Source organism: Bacillus cereus group sp. BfR-BA-01309, from assembly GCF_022664315.1.
Taxonomy (GTDB): domain Bacteria; phylum Bacillota; class Bacilli; order Bacillales; family Bacillaceae_G; genus Bacillus_A; species Bacillus_A mobilis.
The window spans coordinates 47,380-70,030 of sequence record NZ_JAKUHE010000001.1 but is presented as its reverse complement, the minus strand read 5'-3'; the positions used below and the strand labels follow the sequence as shown (position 1 = coordinate 70,030).

Genomic DNA, 22,651 nt, shown 5'->3' with positions numbered 1-22,651 from the left:
TTGGATTATTCTTTTTCTAATTGACGAATCCAACTAAAGAACTTTGAAACAACATATGGAATTACAAATACAATAAAAGCTTGTAAAAAAATTTTCCACTTCGGAAAATAAACGATAATTGTTTCCCACATTTTAATCATCCTATAACAACATATAATATAGAAAATTTCTCACTGAATGGAATTTCTTACAAATTATTATGTCTGATAAGAAAATTTCAATTCATTTAACAATTCAGCAGCCATAGTCTTCATCGTTTATACTGAAAATAACTATGATTAATCCTTCCAACGTATAAAAAAGGTTGCTGATAAAATCAGTTTTACTGACTTTGTCGGCAACCTTCTTTTTTATAAAGTATCTCTATTTCTTAATTGCTTCTCTTCTCCCTAATGATTTCCAGGCCAAAAAGCAAAGGACCTAAAACAACTGTAATTGCTGGTACAATACCAAATTGAACGAGAACTTGAATTGGAAGTGTACCTAATTTTGCAAAAGTTCCTGCTAAGATTAATCCTGCTGATGTAATGACACTACCTGTTTGTAAACCAACGAATTCATTTTCCTTATTCATTGCTACTATACCTTTAAAACCTGTATATTCTATATGTCTATTTATTCGTTCAATCATTTCATTGAAACTTGTTTTCTCAAATGCTCTACAATACAATTTTTCCATATTATGAATTAGGATTTCATCTTTTCAATTCTCACGTAATTCCCTTTATTTCGTCCCCTACTAAAATATTCGAACTCTTCACCAGTTGTAAAATAAAGGAGATTAAAACTTTTATATCTATTTACTATTAGACCACAAATGAAGCTATATTTCCTATAAATACTTATTTATATTTTAAAAGGCTAACTCCCTGGTTTTTATCATAACTATTTATTCCTTTTCGTTTAAGATTTTCATTTTATATCTACAAAATATCCATTCACATATTTCTAGAAATACATCCACATACTATAAATAAATCAAATGAAATTCGGAGGATGCATACATGAATAACAAAAATGTAAATAAAAAAGAAAATGTTACCAAAAATGCTACACCTATTCAAAATAATAATAATGCAAATCTCAATATCGAAGAACAAGCAATGAACGGCTTATATGGAATGCCAGAAACCGCTATTGAAGATGCTGAACACGGTGAAGCTGAAGATTTGACTTAAAAAAAATTAATAAACAATATAGAAAAAAGCCAAGGAAAATATCCTTGGCTTTTTCAACTATGCATCCACTTTTTGTATCTCTTCACTCTTTCTTGAAAGCTTTCCTGGCCAAAAAGCAAAGCGTCCTAGAACAACTGTAATTGCTGGTACAAGTAACGGTCTTACGATAAACGTATCTAGTAATACTCCAATTGCAGTTACAATACCAAATTGAACAAGAACTTGAATTGGCAGTGTACCTAATACTGCAAAAGTTCCTGCTAAAATTAAACCTGCGGATGTAATGACACTACCTGTTTGTATAACGCCATTTTTTACTGCATCCAGGTGATTTTGTGTCTTTCTGTTTTTCCATATTTCTGAAACCATAAAAATATTATAATCTTCACCTAAAGCAACTAGAAATACGAATGCATACAACGGTATCGCACCTTGAATGGCCGGCGCTCCCATACCGAAGTGAAGTAATATCCATCCTGCGCCTAATGCTGAGAAGAATGATAAAACAACAGTTACAATTAAATAAATCATCGCGACAATTGATCGTAAGTAAACAAGTAATAATAAAGCTATAATACTAATCATTACTGGAATGATAACTGCTTCATCACGTTCTGTAATTTGCTTTGTATCGTATAATGACGCCGTTTCTCCGCCAATCCACAATTGATCTTCAGCATTACTAATCTCTGCATTTTTTAATACTTTTTCTACACTGTTTTTCAATTTAGGGATTTGATCTAACGCTTCAATTGAGTATGGATTTTCAGCTAAAGAAACCTCATACATTTGTATTTGCTTATTTTCTTTACCCTCTTTTGGGTCTTTCACAGTTTTTACGAAAGAAAATTTCTCTAGTTCTTCTTTAATAGGAAGCTCTTTTCCCTTCGAATCAACAACAACTTTTACTGGCGCTAGTTCACCCGCTGAGAAATGATCACTAATTAACGTAAATCCTTCGCGGGAAGGCATATCTTTAGGAAACGATTCTAGTAAGTCATATGTGTATTGAATACGTGGTACAAATGAAGCCAATCCACCTAATACAAATACAGTGAGCATAATTATTGTCCACGGTCTTCGTACTACAACATCTCCAAGTTTTTTACTAAAGGCACCTTTTGATTTTTTAACTTTTACGACTTTCTTTTTCTTTCTTGCAAATTCTTCATTCATTGAAGCTGTTCTCGGTATAAATGGGAAGAATGCAGTTCTACCGAAAATTAATAATAACGCTGGTAAAATTGTTAAAGCAGCAATTCCCATTATGAATACAGCAACACTAAATGGCACTGCAAACCGATGAAAGGCACCATAATGAGCAAGTAATAATGTTCCTAATCCAAGTACAACAGTTAACGCACTCATTATAATTGCTCCGCCAGAAGCTTTCATTGCAAATTGCAGCGCCTTATATTTACTTTCTTCTTCTAACAAGTACTCTCGATATCTCGAAATTAAAAATAGACAATAATCCGTTCCAGCACCAAACAATAATACTGTCATAATTGATATCGCTTGGGCATCTACTTTAATCCATCCGTGATCAGCTAAAAAACCAAGTGTAGGACTAATAATACCGTATGCAAAACCAACAACAAGTAAAGGTAAAATTGCTAAAATCGGTGAACGATACAATAAAATTAATAAGACTAATACTAGTAGTACAGTAGCAACTAACAATTTCACATCTGCTTGACTAAATAAACTAACTGCATCCGTTTGAATCCCTACAGGTCCAGATAATCGAATATGTAAACCAGAGTCACTTATTTTTCGTTTAAATGGATCTTCATCGACCTTACTATTCACTATGTTTCTTAAATCATCAAGATTTCCTTTTAATATATCTGTTCCAGCCGTCTTGTTAAAGAATACTGGTGTAACAAATGATGTACCATCTTTTGATGCACTTTTTGATAATACTTGTTCCGGAATTGTATCAAATGGCGGTAATGTTGATTGTTCCTTTAAAGGACTGGCCTTTAATTCCTTATAAACGTCTTGTATAAGTTTATAATCCTGTGACTGTAATCCACCATCTCTATACCATACTACTAACAATGGGTTTCCTGCATTATTCGGAAACTCTTTGTTCATAAGCGCTTCCGCTTGCTGCGACATAGCTGTTTCAGGTAAATTTTTCGGATTCGGTTCTTTCGTACTATTTACTTGTGGTAACGTAAATGAAAGTAATAATGTAATAAGAATCCATAACGTTAAAGTTATCCATTGTGTATGCTTCCCTGCTACAAGCCTTCCTAACATATGTAACGGGTGCTTTTTCATAAAACCCCACCTTCCTTTTCTCCTCCAATATTAATTATATATACCGGTCGGTTAATTAATCAAGAATGAATAAAAATTTGTGTTATAATTATCTCAACAATACATGTCAGGAGCGAATGGATTTGGAACAAAAACAACGTCCTCTCGGGAGGCCTCGTCGAAATAAAAATACAAAATCTAAAAAAGAAATGATTTTAGAAGTTGCAACTCGGTTATTTCTTACTCAAAATTATCAAGTTGTTTCAATGGATGAAGTTGCAAAAGTTTGTGGTGTTACGAAAGCAACCGTCTACTATTACTATTCAACAAAAGCCGATTTATTTACCGCTACAATGCTTCAAATGATGATACGTATACGAGAGAATATGCACCAAATACTCTCTACAAATAAAAACTTGGAAGAAAGACTATTGGACTTCGCTAAAGTCTATTTACACGCAACGATGGATATTGATATGAAAAATTTTATGAAAGATGCAAAACTATCATTATCTGAAGAACAATTGAAAGAATTAAAAGACGCTGAAGATAGCATGTATGATGTATTGGAAAAAGCACTCAATAATGCAATGCAAATTGGAGAAATCCCGAAAGGAAACGCTACATTTGCTGCTCATGCTTTCATATCTTTATTATCAATTGGGAATTTTAAAGATGAAAATCACAATCCTATTCTTGCAAATATAGATGAATTAGCACAAGAAATTGTTTCTTTTTATTGGAACGGTTTAGGCCGTTAATCTTAATTAGATTTCATTTAATAAAAGAGCATGTTTGAATTTTTTCAAACATGCTCTTTTATTAAAAAAAATATAAGTAAACCAAAAAGAAGAAGCCCCACTATCTTATTATTTGTTTTGTCATTCCAACAGAAAATGCCTCAAATCCTATAGATTCATAATAAGATTGCAATTTTTCCACACACATAAGTTGTGGTATAACCTTGTTTTGTTCACAGTGCCGGATTAATCGTTTTACTATTTCTTTTCCGATACCTATGGACTGATACTCTGGCAATACACAAACACCACAAATAACACCCGTAATTACACCATCCGATATAATACGCCCCATCCCTACTAATTTCTTATCATCAAAAGCATACATTGCATACCAACTTCGTTTACACATTTGTTCTAACTCGTTAACCGTTAATTGAAGCGAATTCCATCCTAAAGATTCATATAACGCTAATAATCCATTGAAATCTGTCGGGTGTTCCATTGTGTAATTAATACTATTATTCATGTGAATACTCCTTATTCTGTCGTTTGTTTGTACTTCATAAAATTAGTCTTAATATGAAATTAGCTTAAACAAACTTCCATAAGAACAATATTATTCCTTCTCAACATAAAATAAAAAGAAGTTAACCTCAGCTCAGTTAACTTCTTTTATATAAATCTATCATTATTTTATCAACCAAAAATCATACAGCTACAGACGATCAAAACAAACAAAACTAATAAACCATTTGAAAAATAACCCATAGAATACTACCCCTTTATTTCATTATGTAAAAGATTTTAACATAAAATTATTTACAACATAATAACTGAAAAAGACATTGCATGCATTAGTTATTCGTATTTAGTAATATTTCCTTTCCGGTCATACTCTCCTCTCCTAAAAGCATCTCTCATACTCTTCTATTTCAATTCATATAATTTTATAAAAAATATAGTAAACATTAATTTACTATAATAGATTAAATTATTTGATTTAAAATTAAAATAGTAATAAAATAATTACTAAACGCATAAAGGAAGCGAAAATGATGACCCAAAACGAATTATTAAACGAATACATGAATTTGTTATTAAATATGTCAGGTACTTTCAAATTATTATCGGAAAAATCATCTGAATTTACACATATAGAGCAACACGTAGTGGAATATATCGCACAACAAAAGGTGCCTGTAAATTTAAAAATGATTGCTAGTTATTTAAATATACCTAAACAGCAATTAAGCGTGACAGTTCGCAATTTAGAACTAAACGGATATATTATAAAAAAACAAGATACGGTAGACAAAAGAGCTATACTCATTTCTCTGACAGAAAAAGCTGAAAAGGTACATTATGAGAGATGGAAACAAATATATAATAATTTCACTCATAATCTTGAGAAACTAAGTGAAGAAGATCAACGTGATTTAACTTACGGATTGTATAAAACAAATAAAATGCTTTCAAAAATGTTAAATAACGATTAAAAATACAAATAATTTTTTATTACACGGAGGATGTTTCATGGTTAAAGAAATAGATATACATTCAGTACAAGGTACGATGCTTATTCCGCTATGGGGACGTGCGTATGGCAGTGAGAACAATAAAGGTATTTTAGATGATACAGAGGCTATTCGTATTATTAAAGAATGTGATTTTGACTTCTCCTCAATAGCAAATACATTTGGTGAATACGGATGCATCACATACATTACTCGCGCACGAAAAATTGATGATACGATAAAAAAATTCATTATAAAACATCCAAATGCTACTATTGTAAATATCGGTTCTGGACTAGACACTACTTTTTCTAGAATTGATAACGGTACGATACATTGGTATAATCTTGATTTGCCCGATGCTATTTCATTTCGAAAAGCATTAATTGAAGATACACCAAGGAATATTAGTATAGCTAAATCATTTTTTGATACTTCTTGGTTTGACGATATAAAATATAATCCAGACGATGGGATTCTTTTTATATCAGCTGGCGTGTTTTATTACTTTAAAGAAGAGGATTTGAAGAAAATCATAGTCGCTATGTCAAAACGTTTCCCTGGAGGCGAATTATACTTTGACGCTGAATCAAAATTCGCACTGAATCTTTCAAATGCTACAGTCAAAAAATCAGGTAATAATGGCGCCCTAATGTATTTTTATATAAATAATCCAAAGACTCTAGAAAAATGGTCTTCAAACATAAAAGTATTAAGCTGCTCTCCTTTCTTTAAACATATACCTACAAATAAAGATTGGGATGGTAGTACACGTATAATGATGCGAATTGTAAACTTAATAAAGATGTTGAAGTTTGTTCATGTGCGGTTCAATAGAAAATAAGTAAAGGAGACCTTAAGTTTTCAAGGTCTTCTTCACTTATTTTTCAACCGCTTTAGTTACTGACTTATAATTGTATTGTATAGATATAAACTCTTCACAAAAATATATTCACTACTTCTTACCCTCCTCTATAAGAATAGCTTTTTTACTCGAAAATAGATTTTTAAAAATCCCTATCCCCATAATTAATAGACCTATCCCAACTAATTTATTAATTTGTAATGGAATGCTCTCTATTCCAAATAATCCGAATGTATCAATACATAATGCAACAACTAATTGAGTAATAAGACTAATGAGCACCGTATACGCTGGACCTAAACTCTTTATTGCACCCATTATACAAATAATTAACCCAATGCCAAACAATCCACTTACATAAAACAAATAATTTGTAGTATACACTTTAATGCTAATACTGTTTTCTGTAATGATATAAAATAGAATAGAACTTATGAGACCTATTCCAAGAACACATGAAGTTGTTAACCACTGTCCTACACTTTCATTTACCTTTGCATTAAAAACAGATTGCAAGCTAATGAATACACCTGCTACTATAGCTAAACTAAATCCAATCATACTCCCTCTCCCCTTTTCATTGCTCATATATATTATTTTTAGCAATTTCCTTCATTCTCAAAAAATCTTTAATTACAATAACTCCATTGTTCTTTTCAATTAATTTCTCTTTATAAAATTTTTGTAACACCCGAATTACGTGCCTATAACTTACTCCTATAAAATCCGCAATACTTGACACTGAAGTTGCATCCAAATCTTCTTTATACATATTTCCGTTACTATCAGTGAAAATAGAAAGTAAATAACTAGCTACACGTACTTCTACCGGATAAAGTAAATTAAGAGCTGTAAAACGTGTCGATATTTTTAATGTGTTCGCAATGTTTGCAAGTAAGAAGTTCATAAATATAGGATCATGTAATAACTTGTTTCTAATAATCGTATGAGAAATGGAGATTGCTATAACCTCTGAACAAGTTTCAACAGCATTATGCGCTTTGCTATTTTGTATGAATTCAATATCACCAACAACCGCCAATGGATTGATAAAACGAAGGATCAGTTTCTTTCCCTCTGGTGTAATCGTATAAACTTTTACTTTACCTTTAACAACAAAAAATAAATGATCCATTTCGTCATCTATATTGCAAAGAAGCTCGCCTTTTTCAAAATAATTCACTTGAAAATAAGCTGTATCTATTTCTGAAAAAATTTCAAGCATTTTATTAATTTCTAAATAATGTGTAATTAAATCTGATTTATTCTCCACTTTCATTTCCTCCTTTCATTTACATATTAAATACAACGATACCTATAATCATTACTATTGTTCCCACAATATGATATCTCTCCATCTGTATCTTTTTCATTTGAAATAATCCTTTCATCTCAATAAAAGTTGCTGTTAACAATTGAGCAACCATAAGTGTCCCAGCTGTTAATGTAACTCCCATTGAATGTATCGCTATTGTTTCTGCACAAATAATTAACCCGCCAAGTGCACCAGCTACTAAATATATTTTTTTCACATCCTTCAATTCCGCTATTTTCTCTTCTTTCTTTAACAAAAATATTGTTGTTGCAATAAGGAATCCAATGAAATGCGTAATAATACTCGTCGACCATATACCAATATGTGAACTAAGTTTCGCATTAAATGTGCCTTGAAGTGTAATAAATACGCCAGCTAAAACAGCAAATACAATACCTTTCAAAAAATCATCTCCTAATCTTCTATTTCTGACTTAATTAAACGCTATAATCCTATAAAGGCAAAAGGACAAATGTCACATCAGTATGAAAATAACTGCGAATGAACATAAAAAAATGCACCTCAAATATTTGAGATACATTTTCATTTTTATATCAATATATATAATTTAAATAATTATAACTACGCTACATTAACAGATTTCTTCTTCAAAACATACTTTACAAATATGAAACGCACAAGTGGTCCCATAATAATTAATTGTAATGGATACGCCATAATGAAATTTTTAATAAAAATTGAAAAATACATCGAAATAAACGAGTCTCCTTGTAGTCCACCATGTAAATACATCATAGCCATTCCGTAAAAAGACATAAAGAAAACCATTCCAATTACCATAGCTGTCGCCATCGCAATAATCATATTTACTTTTTTCGATTTGTCAAACGGTAACGCGAATACAATTTTTTTCGCACAAGGTCCAACGATACATATTTCAATTAACAGTGCAATAATGAATCCAATTACTAGTTCTAATGCGATCTCCTTAATATGAATTGGTCCCCCCGTTCCATTCATCAATAAATTATAAAACGTCATTACAATAACCATCCCAAGGCACATCATCATACCAAACTGGAGACTTTCCTTTCTTGTAGTTGGCAATTTCTATCATCCTTTCTGTTTAAGTCTTTGTCATTATATCGATTTTGGAAATCTCTTCGTAAGTGAACATTTTGTGAACAAATTTAAAGCGTTATTATATATCCTTTCCTTTCCGCTGAAATTTTTACTTTTTATTTATAAAGGTTATGCATATATCAATATTGAATTATTTAATTTAACTTTGTAATACCTGATATTTACTACTAGGAGGATAACCATGAATGAACAAGAGTTTTACGCATATCACATCGTAACAAGGAAAAAGATGAAGACGGGACAAATCATTGATTTCGATAAAAATCAAACGAATACCCTCTTTCATTTCTTTTTTGAAAGAGAACATTTAAATTCTAACGGTGAAGATACTATGCAAATTTTAAAAGAACATTATACAAATGAAGAATTACATATAAAGAATGAAAATGCTAAAGTAGTTATGAATTATATGGATCAAACAATTAGAGCAGTTAGAGAAACGATTGTAGAAATGGTAAGACTACAAGAATTCCCTGAATACCCTTCCCGATTATCTTGTTTGTATGCTGCAAAGAGCTATGAAGATGCTTTAAAATGGAAAGCATTATTTGATTCTTACAATCGAGAAGTTTTGCAGATTGTTAAACTACGAGTAATTGGACATTGTTTTGAAGGTGACGGAAATCTTTTACCGAAAGAAGATGGTATTCCTTTTTCTCAAAAAATTGAACAAGCTAGAGAGTATTGGAAAGGAACTGTAAATAATGAACTTCCTGAGTTACTAATCAATGGAAAAATTGAAGTGGTGGAAATTATTGATGATTTTTCTGCAATTCATATTTAATTCCTAACTAAATCATATAGGATGGAGATTAACAAAGATGAAAAAAGTGTACTTCAATCATGATGGTGGTGTAGATGATTTAATTTCACTATTTTTATTACTACAGATGGATAATGTCGAGCTAACAGGTGTTTCAATTATCCCTGCAGATTGCTATTTAGAACCCGCAATGTCTGCAAGTCGTAAAATTATTGATCGTTTCAGCAAAGGAAATATTGAAGTAGCTGCATCAAATTCCCGTGCGAAAAATCCATTTCCAAAAGACTGGCGGATGCATGCATTTTATGTAGATGCTTTACCCATTTTAAATGAGTCTGGAAAAGTTGTAACACCTATAGCGGCAAAACCTGCACATCACCACTTAATTGAAAGCCTACTACAAACTGAAGAGAAAACAACTTTATTATTTACAGGGCCGCTTACCGATTTAGCGCGTGCACTATATGAAGCACCTATAATCGAAGAAAAAATTGAGCGCCTGATTTGGATGGGAGGAACATTTCGTACTGCCGGCAATGTACATGAACCAGAACATGATGGAACAGCTGAGTGGAATTCATTTTGGGACCCTGAAGCAGTAGCTCGTGTTTGGGGATCAAAAATCAAAATTGACTTAGTGACACTAGAAAGTACAAACCAAGTCCCATTAACTATAGACATACGTGAACGTTGGGCAAAAGAGAGAAAATATATTGGTATTGATTTCCTTGGTCAATGTTATGCAATGGTCCCTCCTCTCGTTCATTTCTCAACGAACTCTACTTACTATTTGTGGGATGTATTAACTGCTGCACTTGTCGGGAAATCTGACCTTGCAAAATCACAAACAATTAATAGTATTGTTCATACATATGGACCTAGTCAGGGGCGTACAGTGGAATTTGATGGTGGGCGACCTGTAAATGTCGTTTATGATGTAAAACGTGATGTATTCTTTGAATATATTACTAAATTAGCAAAAAAAGTTGCTACTTAAAACCTCAATTTTACGAAAAATAACTTTTAAGATTACAATACATATATTCTAAGAAATCACTTCTAAAAGTTAGAAACCCAAACGAAAAATATATTAAGAATGATATACTTTAATTAATATAACATGGGGTGATAAGATGGATTACGAGTTACTAAAAGAAAGAATAGAAATAATAACTTCTAGAATTAAAGAAATAGGCGGTGAAGTTCAAGAAGTTTGTATAGATGAACCATCTTCTCTTGAAAAGATAATCCAAGTAGAAGAAAAACTTGGTGTTATATTACCAAATAGTTTCAAAAAAGTACTTTTAGAGTTCTCAGGAAATTTTAGCTTACGCTGGTTTTTACCTGACGATATGGAGATACCAAATGAATTCAGTGAAATTTTTTGTGGAACACCCCACTGGAGTTTAGAAAATCTTTTTGAGTTTGAAAAAGAACGAAAAGATTGGATTGACACAGTTTTTCCAAATCCTGAAGATGAATATGATGTAGTATGGCATAACAAATTAGCATTTTGTGAAGTGGGAAATGGAGATTATTTAGCATTTGATATGAAAAATGATATAGATGCACCGGTAATTTATCTAAGTCACGACAATGGGGAAGGACATGGATATAAAATCGCGAATAATTTCATTGAATTTATTGATAATTGGTCAAGAGTAGCTTTTGTGGGATGTGAGGATTGGCAGTGGTTACCTTTCACTACCCGTTTTGATAGTGGTATAAATTCAGATGATGAGCCCGCCAAAAAATTTAGAAATTGGTTAAAACTTAATATTTAACTATTGAAAAGAGTATTGAATCAACTTTCAATACTCTTTTTATGCAGTTTAATTATATTTGATTTATATAGTGTCTTACTGATTATTCATTTCATAACCATTTACAAAAAACGTTATTGTTTCTAATTCATCTTCATTTAATTCTCTATCTATGTCTAGTTTATACGCTGCCTTTATTCTCTCTTCATCGCCTTTATGAATTTCTGTATAAGTTCCCACCGTTTTTAACAAATGCATTTCTTGTAAAAACTCAGCCCGACTTATAGCTGTCCCATGAGAAAGAATATAGGTTTCAGCATCAAATGCCTCCAACTCTTCGATTAATTTAAACGTTCGTTTCGTCGTATAGTTCCATTTTGAAGAAAAGATATCTGCATATATACAGTCTCCTAAAAATAATATCTTTTCTTCTTTCACGTAAATAACAACTGAATCATGCGCATGATCTCCGCCGACATGTTTTAACACGCATGTCACTTCACCAAGGTCTAATTCAATTTGATTCTGGAACGTTAAGGTTGGAGGAATAATTTTAATATTTCTCGCTTTTTCTTCAAACTCTTTTTTGATGCAATCCGCACAAAATGCAATTTCAGTACCCTCTTTTACGCGTGCGTCCAACGCTTCATCTGTCCATTCATAAGATACTAGTGATTGCATTTCTTTTTTCGTTTCAGTATGCGCAATAGTTAATGCATCTTGTAGTATAGGCAATCCAAAAATATGATCCCAGTGCCAATGCGTTAATGCTACGAAATCCGGACTTGATACATTTTGTTCTTGTAGCATTTCTAGAAATAATTGTGCATGTTCTTCTGAATTCCCTGCATCAATCATTACAATTTTTTCTTGTCCAACGATCATTCCTAATATAGGTCTATCTGTTTCAGAAACAGGTGTCATATACCAAAATGAGTTTCCTATTTTTTTAAGTTGCTGCATAATTAGCTCCTCCATTTACTACTATTCTTTTCAATTATTATCTGTAAAACCTTCATCCAGCATAAAGCATGAAATAACACTATTTTTTCTTCCGACAAACTACTACCATAGAATAGCAATCTTCCCCTAACTCATTTCCTTCCCAATCATTATGTATATGTAATAATTCAAATCCATTCGCTGCTAATAATCTGTCTAACTCCTGCGGATATGTATAGCGAAGATCAATCGTTGTTTTCAGTTCTTCTACTTTCACATCATCCTCATAAAACCTTCTTGTTGTTATGTAGTGCTGTATTTGCTGAATTGAATCGTATGTCATTTCAGTATATAAATCACATTTTCTTCCCTTTTCATCACTAATAGTTGTCCAATATTCTTCTGTAGATGGTTGTATTAATTCTTCTTTTGAAGGAAAACGTGTATCGAATATAAATATACCATTATCAGCTAACACATGATGAATAGATGTTAATAAATTATTTTGATCAGTATTCATAAGAAAATGCTGAAATCCGTGACCAACCATAAATGCTAACGGAATCGTTTCTTCAATCTTTAATTGTAAGCAGTCTTGTTGTAGCCATTTTACTTTTTTATACTCCGTAGATTTTCTCTTCGCTTCAGCAAGCATACCTTCATGTATATCTACACCGATCATTTTATATCCGTTTTCTATAAAGGGAAGTGTAACTCTCCCTGTTCCGCAAGCAATATCTAGAATCCATTCATTTTTGATATTTAATTTTTGTGCCCATGATAGTAAAAACGGAAAATCTGACAAACTTTTATTTTCCACATCATATTGTTTTGGATTTTCATATTCAGATAGACTCCATTTTGTATGCAAACTTATTCCCTATTTCCACTTAAATTTAATATGTAAATTATAACGAATTATTAGTTTTTTCTCTATAATCAAACACAATTACTTGGACTAATCTAACTTTCCTTTTCGTAAGCTAAAAATAAGTGGAAGAATCGGAGTGTGATACGATGGAACGATTATGGATTCCTATGATAGTTACATTTTTTTCATTCGGTGGATTACTATTAGGCGGTGCTGTCGGCATTGCTACGCGCCAGCTAATTGAAGAAAAAATGCATCGTTTATATGCATTATGTGGCGGAATTTTGCTCGGTCTTTTATCCCTTGAAATTATTCCTGAAACATTTGCAAGCTATGAAATAATTGGCCCTATACTCGGTATAGCTATCGGTATTTTAGTTATGAGCTTATTAGATAACTATTGTCATCATCCAATGATACATAAAAAAGATCAACAAGCATGGCAAACTTTCCTTTTTCTTTCTTTTGCTATATTTATTCATAATTTGCCGAGTGGCTTTGCATTAGGTACAGCATTTATAAATCATAATGACTCTGCCATTCCTTTCTTACTTGCGATTGTTATTCACCATATTCCCGAAGGCTTAGCATTAATCATCCCCTTCCTATTTACAAAGCATAAATATATTTCATTTTTATTAACAACTTTATTACTTTCTCTTATCCTCGGTACAGGTACTGTTTTTGGAATTTTGATGGAAGGAAAGGCTTTACATTTACAAGGGCTCATTATGGGGAGCGCTATCGGTTCACTTGGCTATGTCACAATTCATGAAATGCTTTGGAAAGCAAAGAAACAGCTCTCTTTCCTTTCATTTTTAACATGGGCAACTAGCGGTTTTTTCCTAATAACAGTATTTACACTATTTACTGGTCATCATTAAAGATAATAATATTATTATTTGTATATTTTTCCTTTTTCTCCAAAACATAATAGTATCTACCTAATTATAAGGAGGAAACATTATGTTTGGGAAAACAGCCGGTGAAGCACTAGTTGACCTATTAATTGACTGGGGAGTAGAACACATATACGGAATGCCTGGAGATTCTATCAATTCTATAATTGAAGCTTTAAGAAAAAAACAAGATAAAATCAAATTTATTCAAGTTCGCCATGAAGAAGCTGGCGCACTAGCAGCTGCTGCCTATGCTAAGTTAACAGGAAAACTCGGCGTTTGTATGGCAATCGCAGGACCGGGTGCTATTCATTTATTAAATGGTTTGTATGATGCAAAACTTGATAAAGCCCCTGTTCTAGCAATTTCAGGTCAAGTAGAGACAGATTTACTCGGGACAGATTTTTTTCAAGAAGTTAACTTAGAAAGATTGTTCGATGATGTCGCAGTTTATAACCAGCGCATTATGTCAGCAGAACAACTACCTGCTGTCGTAAATCAAGCGATTCGAATGGCTTATACGAAAAAAGGTGTATCTGTTCTTACAATTCCAGATGATGTTCCGAAATTCGAAGTAAAAAGCGGTGCTCGTGTTACAAATACTTCTTTTACATTACCTGAGTTATTTCCGCAAGAAGAAGATTTACACGCTGCAAAACTCGCAATAAATGAAGCGAAAAAGCCAGTTATTTTAGCTGGAAAAGGTGCAAAACATGCGAGAGAATCTTTACTTACTTTCGCAGAACACATTGGTGCTCCAATTGTACTTACATTACCAGCTAAAGGAATTATCCCTGACGAACATCCACTTTGTATCGGTGGATTAGGATTAATTGGAACAAAACCTTCTTATGATGCAATGAAACATGCAGATACTTTAATTATGGTTGGTACTTCTTATCCGTTCACCGGTTTCTTACCCGAAAAAGCAAAAACAATCCATATCGATACTGATCCTGCCCAAATCGGAAAACGTTACGCTACAGATATCGGCTTAGCTGGTGATGCTGATAAAACATTAAAATGGTTAATTGAAAATGTAGAAAAACACGAGGACCATTCCTTCTTAGAGCATCATCAAGAAATGATGAAAAAGTGGGAGGAAAAATTACACGATCAAGAAGACGATACTTCTACTCCAATTAAGCCACAACGTGTTATGCATGCACTGCAACAAGTAGCTCATGATGATGCAATATTATCAGTCGATGTCGGAAATGTAACCGTTTGGACAGCAAGGCACTTCCGTATGACAAATCAGCAATTTATTATTTCTAGCTGGCTCGCAACACTTGGCTGCGGTTTACCTGGTGCCCTTGCTGGAAAAATTGCTTTCCCGGATAAACAAGTATTTGCTGTTTGTGGTGATGGTGGTTTCGGAATGACAATGAACGATTTCGTAACAGCTGTTAAATATAAACTGCCAATCGTTGTCGTCGTTTTAAATAATAATAAAATCGCCATGATTAAATTCGAACAAGAAGTTATGGGGAATATCGAATTTGGTACAGACTTAACAAACCCTGATTTTGCAAAATACGCAGAGGCGTGTGGAGGTATTGGATACCGTGTTGAGAATGTCAATGAACTACTTCCTGCTTTCGAAAGTGCGATAAAACAAAATAGACCGTGTATTATTGATGTTGTTGTTGATGCAAATGAAGCACCAATGCCAGCAAAAATCACCTTTGGTCAGGCCGCTGGTTATACGAAGCATATGATAAAAGAATTATTTGAAGAAGGTAAGATTGATTTACCACCACTATAAACAAAAAAGATAGCTGAAAACGATTTGTCTTCAGCTATCTCTTTTATTTTTGTATCTCACTATAGAAAGAAAAATCATTCACAGTATGCTGTATTTGTTTCTCTTCCTTCATTTCTTTATCCTTGTTCTTAGATGTTCTTACATTGCCTAGTTTAATCGCATCTTGCATACTATTACTTACTAGATTTCCCGCAAGAATTGTCATACTATAAAAAGCAATCGGTATAAGTACAATCCATGTATGAGTCGTTAAGTGGCGGAAGTTTTGACCAATTAGACCCGTCCATTCTTTTGTTACACTATCTGGGTCCATTCCACTGAAGGTTATTGTTCCACCAAAAAATAATTGCAACAAACCAAGGTGTAAAAGAAGCAATAAAGTACTCACAAATTGTTGCGCTACTAATAAAAGAAATGATGGTAACATATGTGGCCATATATGGCGCTTCAACCTATGCCACTTACTTCCGCCGAGCACAGTAGCTGCCAACATAAATTCTTCTTTCTTAATACGCTTTACTTCTTGCGCTATATACAACATAACCGTTGGTACAGCAAGGCATACAAGTACTATAATTTGAAATGCCACACGCAAATATAACGGCACAACTTCCGCTCCACTATCAAACGTTAAAACTTCATTTAACATAAAATAAGAAATCATAACCATCGGTACAATACTAAAAGGATCAAAAAAGGATGAAATAACTGGAAAAGAACGTTTACCATACATACCAAGAAGTAAACCAATTCCCCCGCCAACTATAACTCGTAAAATCGCTATAATTATACTCGCTCCAACTGTCCATTTCGCGCCTTCTATTATTAATTGAACAAGATCGCGACCTTTCACATCACTTCCAAACCAAAATTTACTTGATGGTGAAAATGGAGCTGCCTCTAGTTCCCCTTTTTCGTTATACATCATCGTAAGTTCACGAATATTCCCATCAAAAAACACCGTATATCTAATACTAACAATCATTAGTACACTCAAAAAAGTAATACCTATCCAAAATCTCACATCTCTTTTTACAACTTGCCACATGTTACACACGCTCCTTTATCACATTTTGTAAAAGCGTATGTAATATACGAAATAGTATAAAAAGCGGTACATATAATATTACTAGACTCACTGTAAATATTTCTAATTTAGAATTTTCTTTTACAAAAACAAACATACCATATGTATTAAATATCCATTCAATAATATATAAATTGGAAAGCATAAATAAAATATTTGTTTTCGCATAATAAATTGTCGTCAATAAAACATTTCTTGAAATATGATGTGTCAAAATATGCCGTAAGCTTAACCCTTTACTCTTGGCAAACAAGCTATATTCTTTCTCTAATTCTTCTTTAAATCGTAATAACAATAGTTTAATAAACAATAATGTTGTTGGTATTGTAAGACATATAATCGGTAACAAACGTATTCTTTCTTCCCCTAATCCAGCCAGTTTGACCGGCATAAACCCTGTTTTTTGAAAAAGAATTACGACAAGAAGTTGTGATAATAATATAAGTAATATATCCGGTATACTCTCCAGCGTAAGAAAAACTCCGTTCCACAATTTTTGTTTCATATGAGAACGCTGCAATACCCAAACAACAAGTATATACGCTATAAGCAAAGATAGTAAAAACGCTGATAGAAATACAATCATCGTTTCAAAATAATGAATCCATATTTGCGGAAATAATTTTCTTGAGTCTCGAAATCCATATGTAATTTCACCCGGTTGAAGTATCTTCCCTCCAAGAAAGACAATCGTGTTCCAAAAACCGATTAAATCAATTTGCAATCCCTTAAATAAACGCGGTAGCGCGCCTAGACAGATTATACATAAAATTGCAGCTACTAGTTGTAAACAAGTAAACCCACACCATTTAGCAATTCGCATCAACATAACGATTTCCCCTTACTATTCGATAGAATATTCAGAAATCAAAGTCAGATATATTACATCTCTTCAGCTATACTTTGCACGCGTTTCTTCCCACTAGGTAAAATGGCTTGATATAAACACGTAACAAAAAATAATAAACCAAATAAAATAATAAACAACGTATCTGCACGAATCCATTTCGGGAACAACATCGCTATCGCACCGAGAGATAACAACTGGAATCCTGTAGTTAATGGACTAAGTAAACTTTGAACACGTCCCATGAATGATTCTTCTACAATTTCATACATCCAGCCCATAATTGCAACATTAATAAACGGTAAAAAGAAAGTCGCAAAAGCGATACACACATAAAAAGACCATACGTGGTTTACAAAGTAACACATACCGAAAAAGACCCCTGAGCCTGCCATACCAAAGACAATAATAGGCTTGGGTGCATATTTCTTCCCTACACTTGTTGCTACTATACTTCCAATTAGTAATGAAATCCCTCCAACTACACCACCCACCATCGCTAAACTTTCATACGTTGCAGGTGCTAATTTATATTTTAATATGTAAGTTGTGGATACGCTTAAAATACCATTTAATAGTCCAAATACGATAAATCCTAAAAGTAATTTTTTTAAAGTGTCATTTTGATATATATACTTGATCCCTTCTTGAAACTCTGTTATTAACATTTTCAAATTAACTTCTTTCCATTTTGTTCTACCGTTTGGCAAACGCACTTTTTCTGGAATGGAGATCGTTTGAATCAAAATACCACTCATAATAAAAGTAAGCGTATTTACTAAAATACTCCCGTATATTCCAAAAGTCCAGTACACCATCGTTGCAATTCCTACACCAAACAAAGCATACAAACTATTCACCATTTGATTCACACCTGCTGCTGCACCGTATTGATCGGATTCAACTACTCCCTGTATCATCGACTGTTCTGATGGAGAGAAAAATTGTATACATGCATTTTCCAAAAATAAAAATATAAAGACGAGTATAATCATCCCGTAATAAAGCGAAATTAGAATTCCAATATTACAGAGCGAACAACATATGTTACTTACCGTGCATATACGCTGTCTATCAAAACGATCTACTACTGTCCCTACTAATAGAAAAAAGATTAATGCAGGTAATGCCATCATAATTTGTGTCATCGTTGCGTAAACTGGTTGTTTTCCGTATTGATCTAGCAAATAAAACATTAAAGAAACTCCAGCAATCATAGAACCGAGTCGCTCTAAAATATTTGCTAGAAAAAAACGTGCATACACTTTGTTGCGAAATAACTGTAGCATTTCTTTCATACTTAATATCCTTTCTCTCGACAAAATTTTATTAATCTAGTCATTTCTTGGAAGTTATATTATAATTTTTCGACTATTATCCAATCTTTTCCTTCTATATAGAGAACATTATAAAAGGACTTTTTTATAAAAGAGTCCTTTTATTTCACTTCGCTTCACGTAATGATATGTAGCTAAAATCTTTTACGTCTCGCTAACTATTTTAATTTTCTAAAGTTCGGATACACTTTATTTATTTTACGAATGTATCGCACATCCACTTGTAAAACTTTTCTTTCTCTTCAAATTGTGGATAATGAGCTGATTTCTCAAAAGTAATAAATTCTTTTTGATCTGCTTCAATCGTATCAAAATATGTTTTTGCTGCATGAAATGAAGTGTTATAGTCATATGTCCCCATAAGGAAATAAAGCGGTAATTTCATTTTAGTCACCTTAGTAGGCAATGGACTCTTTAAATCCTTTTCTAATAAGACAGTTTGAGAATATGATAATCCAACATTATAACGAATTACGTCTAACAAGTTATATTCATTACTGAGTAACATTCCGGTGTTATCACCATCTGGATTTTCAATGCCTCTTGATGTTCCACCATATTTCGCAACATAATTTCTCGGAGTGTATGTATCACCATTTTTAATTTTTTCAGTCAACCCATTAAAATAGGAAACCTCATCTGTATTTCCAGCATTTTGTGCCTGTTCAATCACATAGTTTAAACTATCCATTTCACTTTCTACTGTATCACTCATCTGCCCTATGCCAACATATGCTTCATATTTTTCAGGAGCTTTATTGGCAGCTTGCATTCCAATATATGTACCGTAAGAATGACCAATCAATATTACTTTTTCTTTACCAAGACGTTTTGAAACATAATCTGTCATAGCTAATACATCTTCTACAAGAAAATCTGATGTAAGATTCGAATAGTCTTCAAAAAAATGATACGACTTCCCGCTCGCTCTTTGATCATAATTAACAACTGTGAATTTCTCTTCCAATAAGTTTTGGTATTTTTGAGCATATGGTATTTCTGAAGTACCTGGTCCACCATGTACAAAAATAATAACCGGATTGTTCTTATCTTTTCCGCGTATCATAATTTCATGACCACTTCCATTTATCTCTACTTGCTCTAATGTACTTATACTATTTTTCCCTTTTATTTGCGAGGTCCATGTAGGAAATATTAGTGCTACGATTAATAATAGTATAGTAATGACTCCAATTAGTTTTATTAATTTTATTATCTTCTTCATACGTAGTTTCCTTTCTTTTAAACTTATATAAACATCAATTTAATTCTGTAAAACTCCCTCAAAATAATATGAATATATGACAATTTCGCTCTGCAATTTCATCTTGCTCTTTTGCACATACTTAATATCCCATACACTTCTTAACTTTCCGCTATATAAACTCTTAATATTTTCTTAATTTTCAATACACAATTCGTAGAAAGACTCGATCACAATGTATTACAAATATAGAAAAGAGCCCTTGTTTTCTAAACAAGGACTCTTTTCTTAAACTATTTCGCTACTTCTTCTTTCGGCATTACCATACCTTTATAAAGTTGGACAGTAATCCAGTAATAGATGAAATAAATGACTAAGAAAATCCCTATCGGCACCCACACCTTTACAAACGGGTCAACTAGTATAAAGCTGAATAAGTTAAGCCCTACTAACACGTGGGAAATTCCAATAATCGCTGGGAAGATAAATAAATATGAAATTTCTTTATAAATACTTTTCGTTAACATACTACGTCTCACGCCGATTTTTCGTAACATTTCATAACGACGTACGTCACGAGAAGCACCTGTTAATATTTTGAACATAAGCGAACTTGCCATCATTGCTAAAAAGGCAATCCCTAGGAAGAATCCCATAAACATTGTTCCACTCATGAAACTGTTCATAAACTGATAAATTGTCATTTTTGTAAATAAGTCTACTTTTGTACCTGTTGTTTTTTCAATTTGTTCTTTTTGTCTCTTGTCTATTTCAATTAACAACGGTTTATATTTTTTCATATCATCTACTTTTGCTAATGTTACACTATGTTCCGTTCCTTGAACAGCTTTGTAGTGCTCTTCATCGGCAATTCTTACAGGTTTTCCGTTAAATTGATTATGTGTAATTTGTATTTCTCTTACAACCGCATCTTCCCAATCCCTTGGCATACGAGGAAGCTTATTCGCTGCTTCGGGAGCTTCCAAAGCAGAATAAACAGGTTCAGTTAAAGGTTCAGCCACTCGTTTTCGAACTGGCTCTTTTAAAGTTTTTGTATCAAAGTGATCAGAAACAAGTGGTGGTTTCGCAGTTAAGTCGTTACGTAAATAATAAACCGCTTCTCCATCTACTTTATACTTGTACTTACTTTCTTCAACAATTTTCATTTCTTTCAAGGCCGCATTATCCTGTTCATTTGGATCATGAATTACAACATCATATACACGAGAAAAGTCTGTCATAATGCCGACATTTTTTTGAAACGCCATACCTGCCGTCATTGCTCCTGCACCTAATGCAATTAACATCGCTACCGTACCTAATACTCTCGATAAACTATTTACTCGAAAACGTAGCTGTGCATATGTAAAACTATTTAAGCCCGTTTCATTTCGTTTTTTATTCCCTTTAATTTTCATCACAAAAAATGGGAGCAATGAACTAAAGATAAAATATGTTCCAAGTGTTGTAACGATTGTCGCTATTATAAAACCAAGTTCGGCAAATGTTTTTATATTTACCATAAAGTAGTATCCTGTACTTACTAGCAATATACCGAGTACTGTCATGATAATAATACGAGTTTTACTTTTCTTCACTTCATCTAGTGTTTCATCTTCACGAATTAACTCTAGTTCTGTTTTGCGTAATAACCGGATGCTATTCATTAAACCAGTAATAAAAAATAGTATTAAGAAGAAAATAGCTGTAACTAAGATTGCTGGTGTATATACAGATGAGTAACTACCTTTCGCTGAAATTTCCATACCATTCATTAAAAAGTTTCCTGCTACACTTGCAAGTAACATCCCTACTAAAATCCCGATAATAATACTGACAATACCCATACCGAATGTTTCAATAAATAATAATTGCGCTACTTTTTTCTTTTTCGCACCGAGCATCATGTACATACCCAGTTCTTTTCTTCTTAATGTGAGCAAGAAAGAATTGGCATATATAATATAAAATACAGTAATAAACGATAATAGGATGGCGCCTACCCAGAATACGAGTCTAATACTACTAATAAGACTATTATCCTTCGTAAATTCACTATTCATCGCCATCGTTTGGAACATGTAGAAGATACTAATACTAATAACGAGACCAATAAGTAAAACCATATAATCTTTTAACATCTTTTTCATACTATGACGTGATAATTTGAATAACATAGTCTC

The 22,651-nt window shown here is 32.7% G+C and carries 23 protein-coding genes and 2 pseudogenes; 9 read left to right on the top strand and 16 right to left on the bottom strand.

All coding sequences use genetic code 11. The features are described from left to right. Positions 1–5: 5 nt before the first annotated feature. The 3 genes and pseudogenes from MR115_RS29790 to MR115_RS00315 form a co-directional block, all read right to left on the bottom strand. Positions 6–131, bottom strand: a complete 126-nt coding sequence (locus MR115_RS29790; RefSeq protein WP_255290239.1) for a hypothetical protein — start codon at positions 129–131, stop codon at positions 6–8. A gap of 258 nt (positions 132–389) precedes the next feature. Beyond that, positions 390–547, bottom strand: a pseudogene (locus MR115_RS00320) (MMPL family transporter); the annotation flags it as partial. Next, positions 536–679 (bottom strand): annotated as a pseudogene (locus MR115_RS00315) (GNAT family N-acetyltransferase); the annotation flags it as partial. The pseudogenes MR115_RS00315 and MR115_RS00320, both read right to left, overlap by 12 nt. Before the next feature lie 325 nt (positions 680–1,004). Between MR115_RS00315 and MR115_RS00310 the strand changes: the two are divergent. After that, positions 1,005–1,178 (top strand): DUF4021 domain-containing protein, encoded by a 174-nt coding sequence (locus MR115_RS00310; RefSeq protein WP_098587002.1) that lies wholly within the window; start codon positions 1,005–1,007, stop codon positions 1,176–1,178. Between the two features lie 57 nt (positions 1,179–1,235). Here the strand turns inward: MR115_RS00310 and MR115_RS00305 are convergent, their stop codons facing one another. Further along, positions 1,236–3,467 carry an MMPL family transporter gene (locus MR115_RS00305; protein ID WP_242239208.1) on the bottom strand — a complete coding sequence of 744 codons (2,232 nt, stop codon included), beginning with the start codon at positions 3,465–3,467 and terminating at the stop codon, positions 1,236–1,238. A gap of 122 nt (positions 3,468–3,589) precedes the next feature. Between MR115_RS00305 and MR115_RS00300 the strand changes: the two genes are divergently transcribed. Next, entirely contained in the window at positions 3,590–4,207 is a 618-nt protein-coding gene (locus tag MR115_RS00300; RefSeq protein ID WP_242239207.1) for a TetR/AcrR family transcriptional regulator, read from the top strand. Between the two features lie 100 nt (positions 4,208–4,307). On the opposite strand, the gene MR115_RS00295 is transcribed toward MR115_RS00300, so the two are convergent. Then, positions 4,308–4,715 (bottom strand): GNAT family N-acetyltransferase, encoded by a 408-nt coding sequence (locus MR115_RS00295; RefSeq protein ID WP_242239206.1) that lies wholly within the window; start codon positions 4,713–4,715, stop codon positions 4,308–4,310. Positions 4,716–5,244: 529 nt separating this feature from the next. Here MR115_RS00295 and MR115_RS00290 point away from each other — a divergent pair. Together MR115_RS00290 and MR115_RS00285 are read left to right on the top strand one after the other, a co-directional pair. Beyond that, positions 5,245–5,685 (top strand): MarR family winged helix-turn-helix transcriptional regulator, encoded by a 441-nt coding sequence (locus tag MR115_RS00290; RefSeq protein WP_242239959.1) that lies wholly within the window; start codon positions 5,245–5,247, stop codon positions 5,683–5,685. Between the two features lie 37 nt (positions 5,686–5,722). Further along, positions 5,723–6,547, top strand: a complete 825-nt coding sequence (locus tag MR115_RS00285; RefSeq protein WP_242239205.1) for a class I SAM-dependent methyltransferase — start codon at positions 5,723–5,725, stop codon at positions 6,545–6,547. A gap of 111 nt (positions 6,548–6,658) precedes the next feature. Here the strand turns inward: MR115_RS00285 and MR115_RS00280 are convergent, their stop codons facing one another. The 4 genes from MR115_RS00280 to MR115_RS00265 form a co-directional block, all read right to left on the bottom strand. Further along, the gene (locus MR115_RS00280; protein ID WP_098374817.1) at positions 6,659–7,129 is read right to left on the bottom strand and encodes a DMT family transporter; all 471 of its coding nucleotides are present in this window, start codon (positions 7,127–7,129) and stop codon (positions 6,659–6,661) included. Between the two features lie 16 nt (positions 7,130–7,145). Further along, on the bottom strand, positions 7,146–7,841 hold the full coding sequence (locus MR115_RS00275) for a Crp/Fnr family transcriptional regulator (protein WP_242239203.1): 696 nt from the start codon (positions 7,839–7,841) through the stop codon (positions 7,146–7,148). A gap of 19 nt (positions 7,842–7,860) precedes the next feature. Next, entirely contained in the window at positions 7,861–8,286 is a 426-nt protein-coding gene (locus tag MR115_RS00270) for a DMT family transporter (protein ID WP_063261099.1), read from the bottom strand. Between the two features lie 179 nt (positions 8,287–8,465). Then, positions 8,466–8,951 carry a DUF2798 domain-containing protein gene (locus MR115_RS00265; RefSeq protein ID WP_242239201.1) on the bottom strand — a complete coding sequence of 162 codons (486 nt, stop codon included), beginning with the start codon at positions 8,949–8,951 and terminating at the stop codon, positions 8,466–8,468. 217 nt (positions 8,952–9,168) lie between these two features. Between MR115_RS00265 and MR115_RS00260 the strand changes: the two genes are divergently transcribed. From MR115_RS00260 to MR115_RS00250, 3 genes are all read left to right on the top strand, one after another. Then, positions 9,169–9,771 (top strand): DUF2441 domain-containing protein, encoded by a 603-nt coding sequence (locus tag MR115_RS00260; RefSeq protein WP_242239199.1) that lies wholly within the window; start codon positions 9,169–9,171, stop codon positions 9,769–9,771. A gap of 37 nt (positions 9,772–9,808) precedes the next feature. Next, the gene (locus tag MR115_RS00255; protein WP_242239196.1) at positions 9,809–10,747 is read left to right on the top strand and encodes a nucleoside hydrolase; all 939 of its coding nucleotides are present in this window, start codon (positions 9,809–9,811) and stop codon (positions 10,745–10,747) included. 136 nt (positions 10,748–10,883) lie between these two features. Then, positions 10,884–11,534 carry an SMI1/KNR4 family protein gene (locus MR115_RS00250; protein ID WP_098122508.1) on the top strand — a complete coding sequence of 217 codons (651 nt, stop codon included), beginning with the start codon at positions 10,884–10,886 and terminating at the stop codon, positions 11,532–11,534. A gap of 75 nt (positions 11,535–11,609) precedes the next feature. On the opposite strand, the gene MR115_RS00245 is transcribed toward MR115_RS00250, so the two are convergent. Both MR115_RS00245 and MR115_RS00240 read right to left on the bottom strand, forming a co-directional pair. Further along, on the bottom strand, positions 11,610–12,476 hold the full coding sequence (locus MR115_RS00245; protein WP_242239194.1) for an MBL fold metallo-hydrolase: 867 nt from the start codon (positions 12,474–12,476) through the stop codon (positions 11,610–11,612). A 79-nt stretch (positions 12,477–12,555) separates the two neighbouring features. Next, entirely contained in the window at positions 12,556–13,326 is a 771-nt protein-coding gene (locus MR115_RS00240) for a class I SAM-dependent methyltransferase (RefSeq protein WP_255863885.1), read from the bottom strand. Between the two features lie 146 nt (positions 13,327–13,472). On the opposite strand from MR115_RS00240, the gene MR115_RS00235 reads away from it, so the two are divergent. After that, entirely contained in the window at positions 13,473–14,210 is a 738-nt protein-coding gene (locus MR115_RS00235; protein ID WP_097864309.1) for a ZIP family metal transporter, read from the top strand. Between the two features lie 82 nt (positions 14,211–14,292). Next, positions 14,293–15,993 (top strand): pyruvate oxidase, encoded by a 1,701-nt coding sequence (locus MR115_RS00230; protein ID WP_242239192.1) that lies wholly within the window; start codon positions 14,293–14,295, stop codon positions 15,991–15,993. 43 nt (positions 15,994–16,036) lie between these two features. Here MR115_RS00230 and MR115_RS00225 read toward each other — a convergent pair whose 3' ends face one another. From MR115_RS00225 to MR115_RS00205, 5 genes are all read right to left on the bottom strand, one after another. Continuing rightward, positions 16,037–17,041: an ABC transporter permease subunit gene (locus tag MR115_RS00225; protein ID WP_242239189.1), complete on the bottom strand. Its 1,005-nt coding sequence runs from the start codon at positions 17,039–17,041 to the stop codon at positions 16,037–16,039. Position 17,042: 1 nt separating this feature from the next. Next, the gene (locus MR115_RS00220) at positions 17,043–17,909 is read right to left on the bottom strand and encodes an ABC transporter permease subunit (RefSeq protein ID WP_242239187.1); all 867 of its coding nucleotides are present in this window, start codon (positions 17,907–17,909) and stop codon (positions 17,043–17,045) included. 53 nt (positions 17,910–17,962) lie between these two features. Continuing rightward, positions 17,963–19,234 carry an MFS transporter gene (locus MR115_RS00215; RefSeq protein ID WP_255298909.1) on the bottom strand — a complete coding sequence of 424 codons (1,272 nt, stop codon included), beginning with the start codon at positions 19,232–19,234 and terminating at the stop codon, positions 17,963–17,965. Between the two features lie 223 nt (positions 19,235–19,457). Further along, positions 19,458–20,489 (bottom strand): alpha/beta hydrolase, encoded by a 1,032-nt coding sequence (locus MR115_RS00210; protein WP_242239186.1) that lies wholly within the window; start codon positions 20,487–20,489, stop codon positions 19,458–19,460. Positions 20,490–20,761: 272 nt separating this feature from the next. Then, positions 20,762–22,645: an FtsX-like permease family protein gene (locus MR115_RS00205; protein WP_242239183.1), complete on the bottom strand. Its 1,884-nt coding sequence runs from the start codon at positions 22,643–22,645 to the stop codon at positions 20,762–20,764. Between the last annotated feature and the right edge of the window lie 6 nt (positions 22,646–22,651).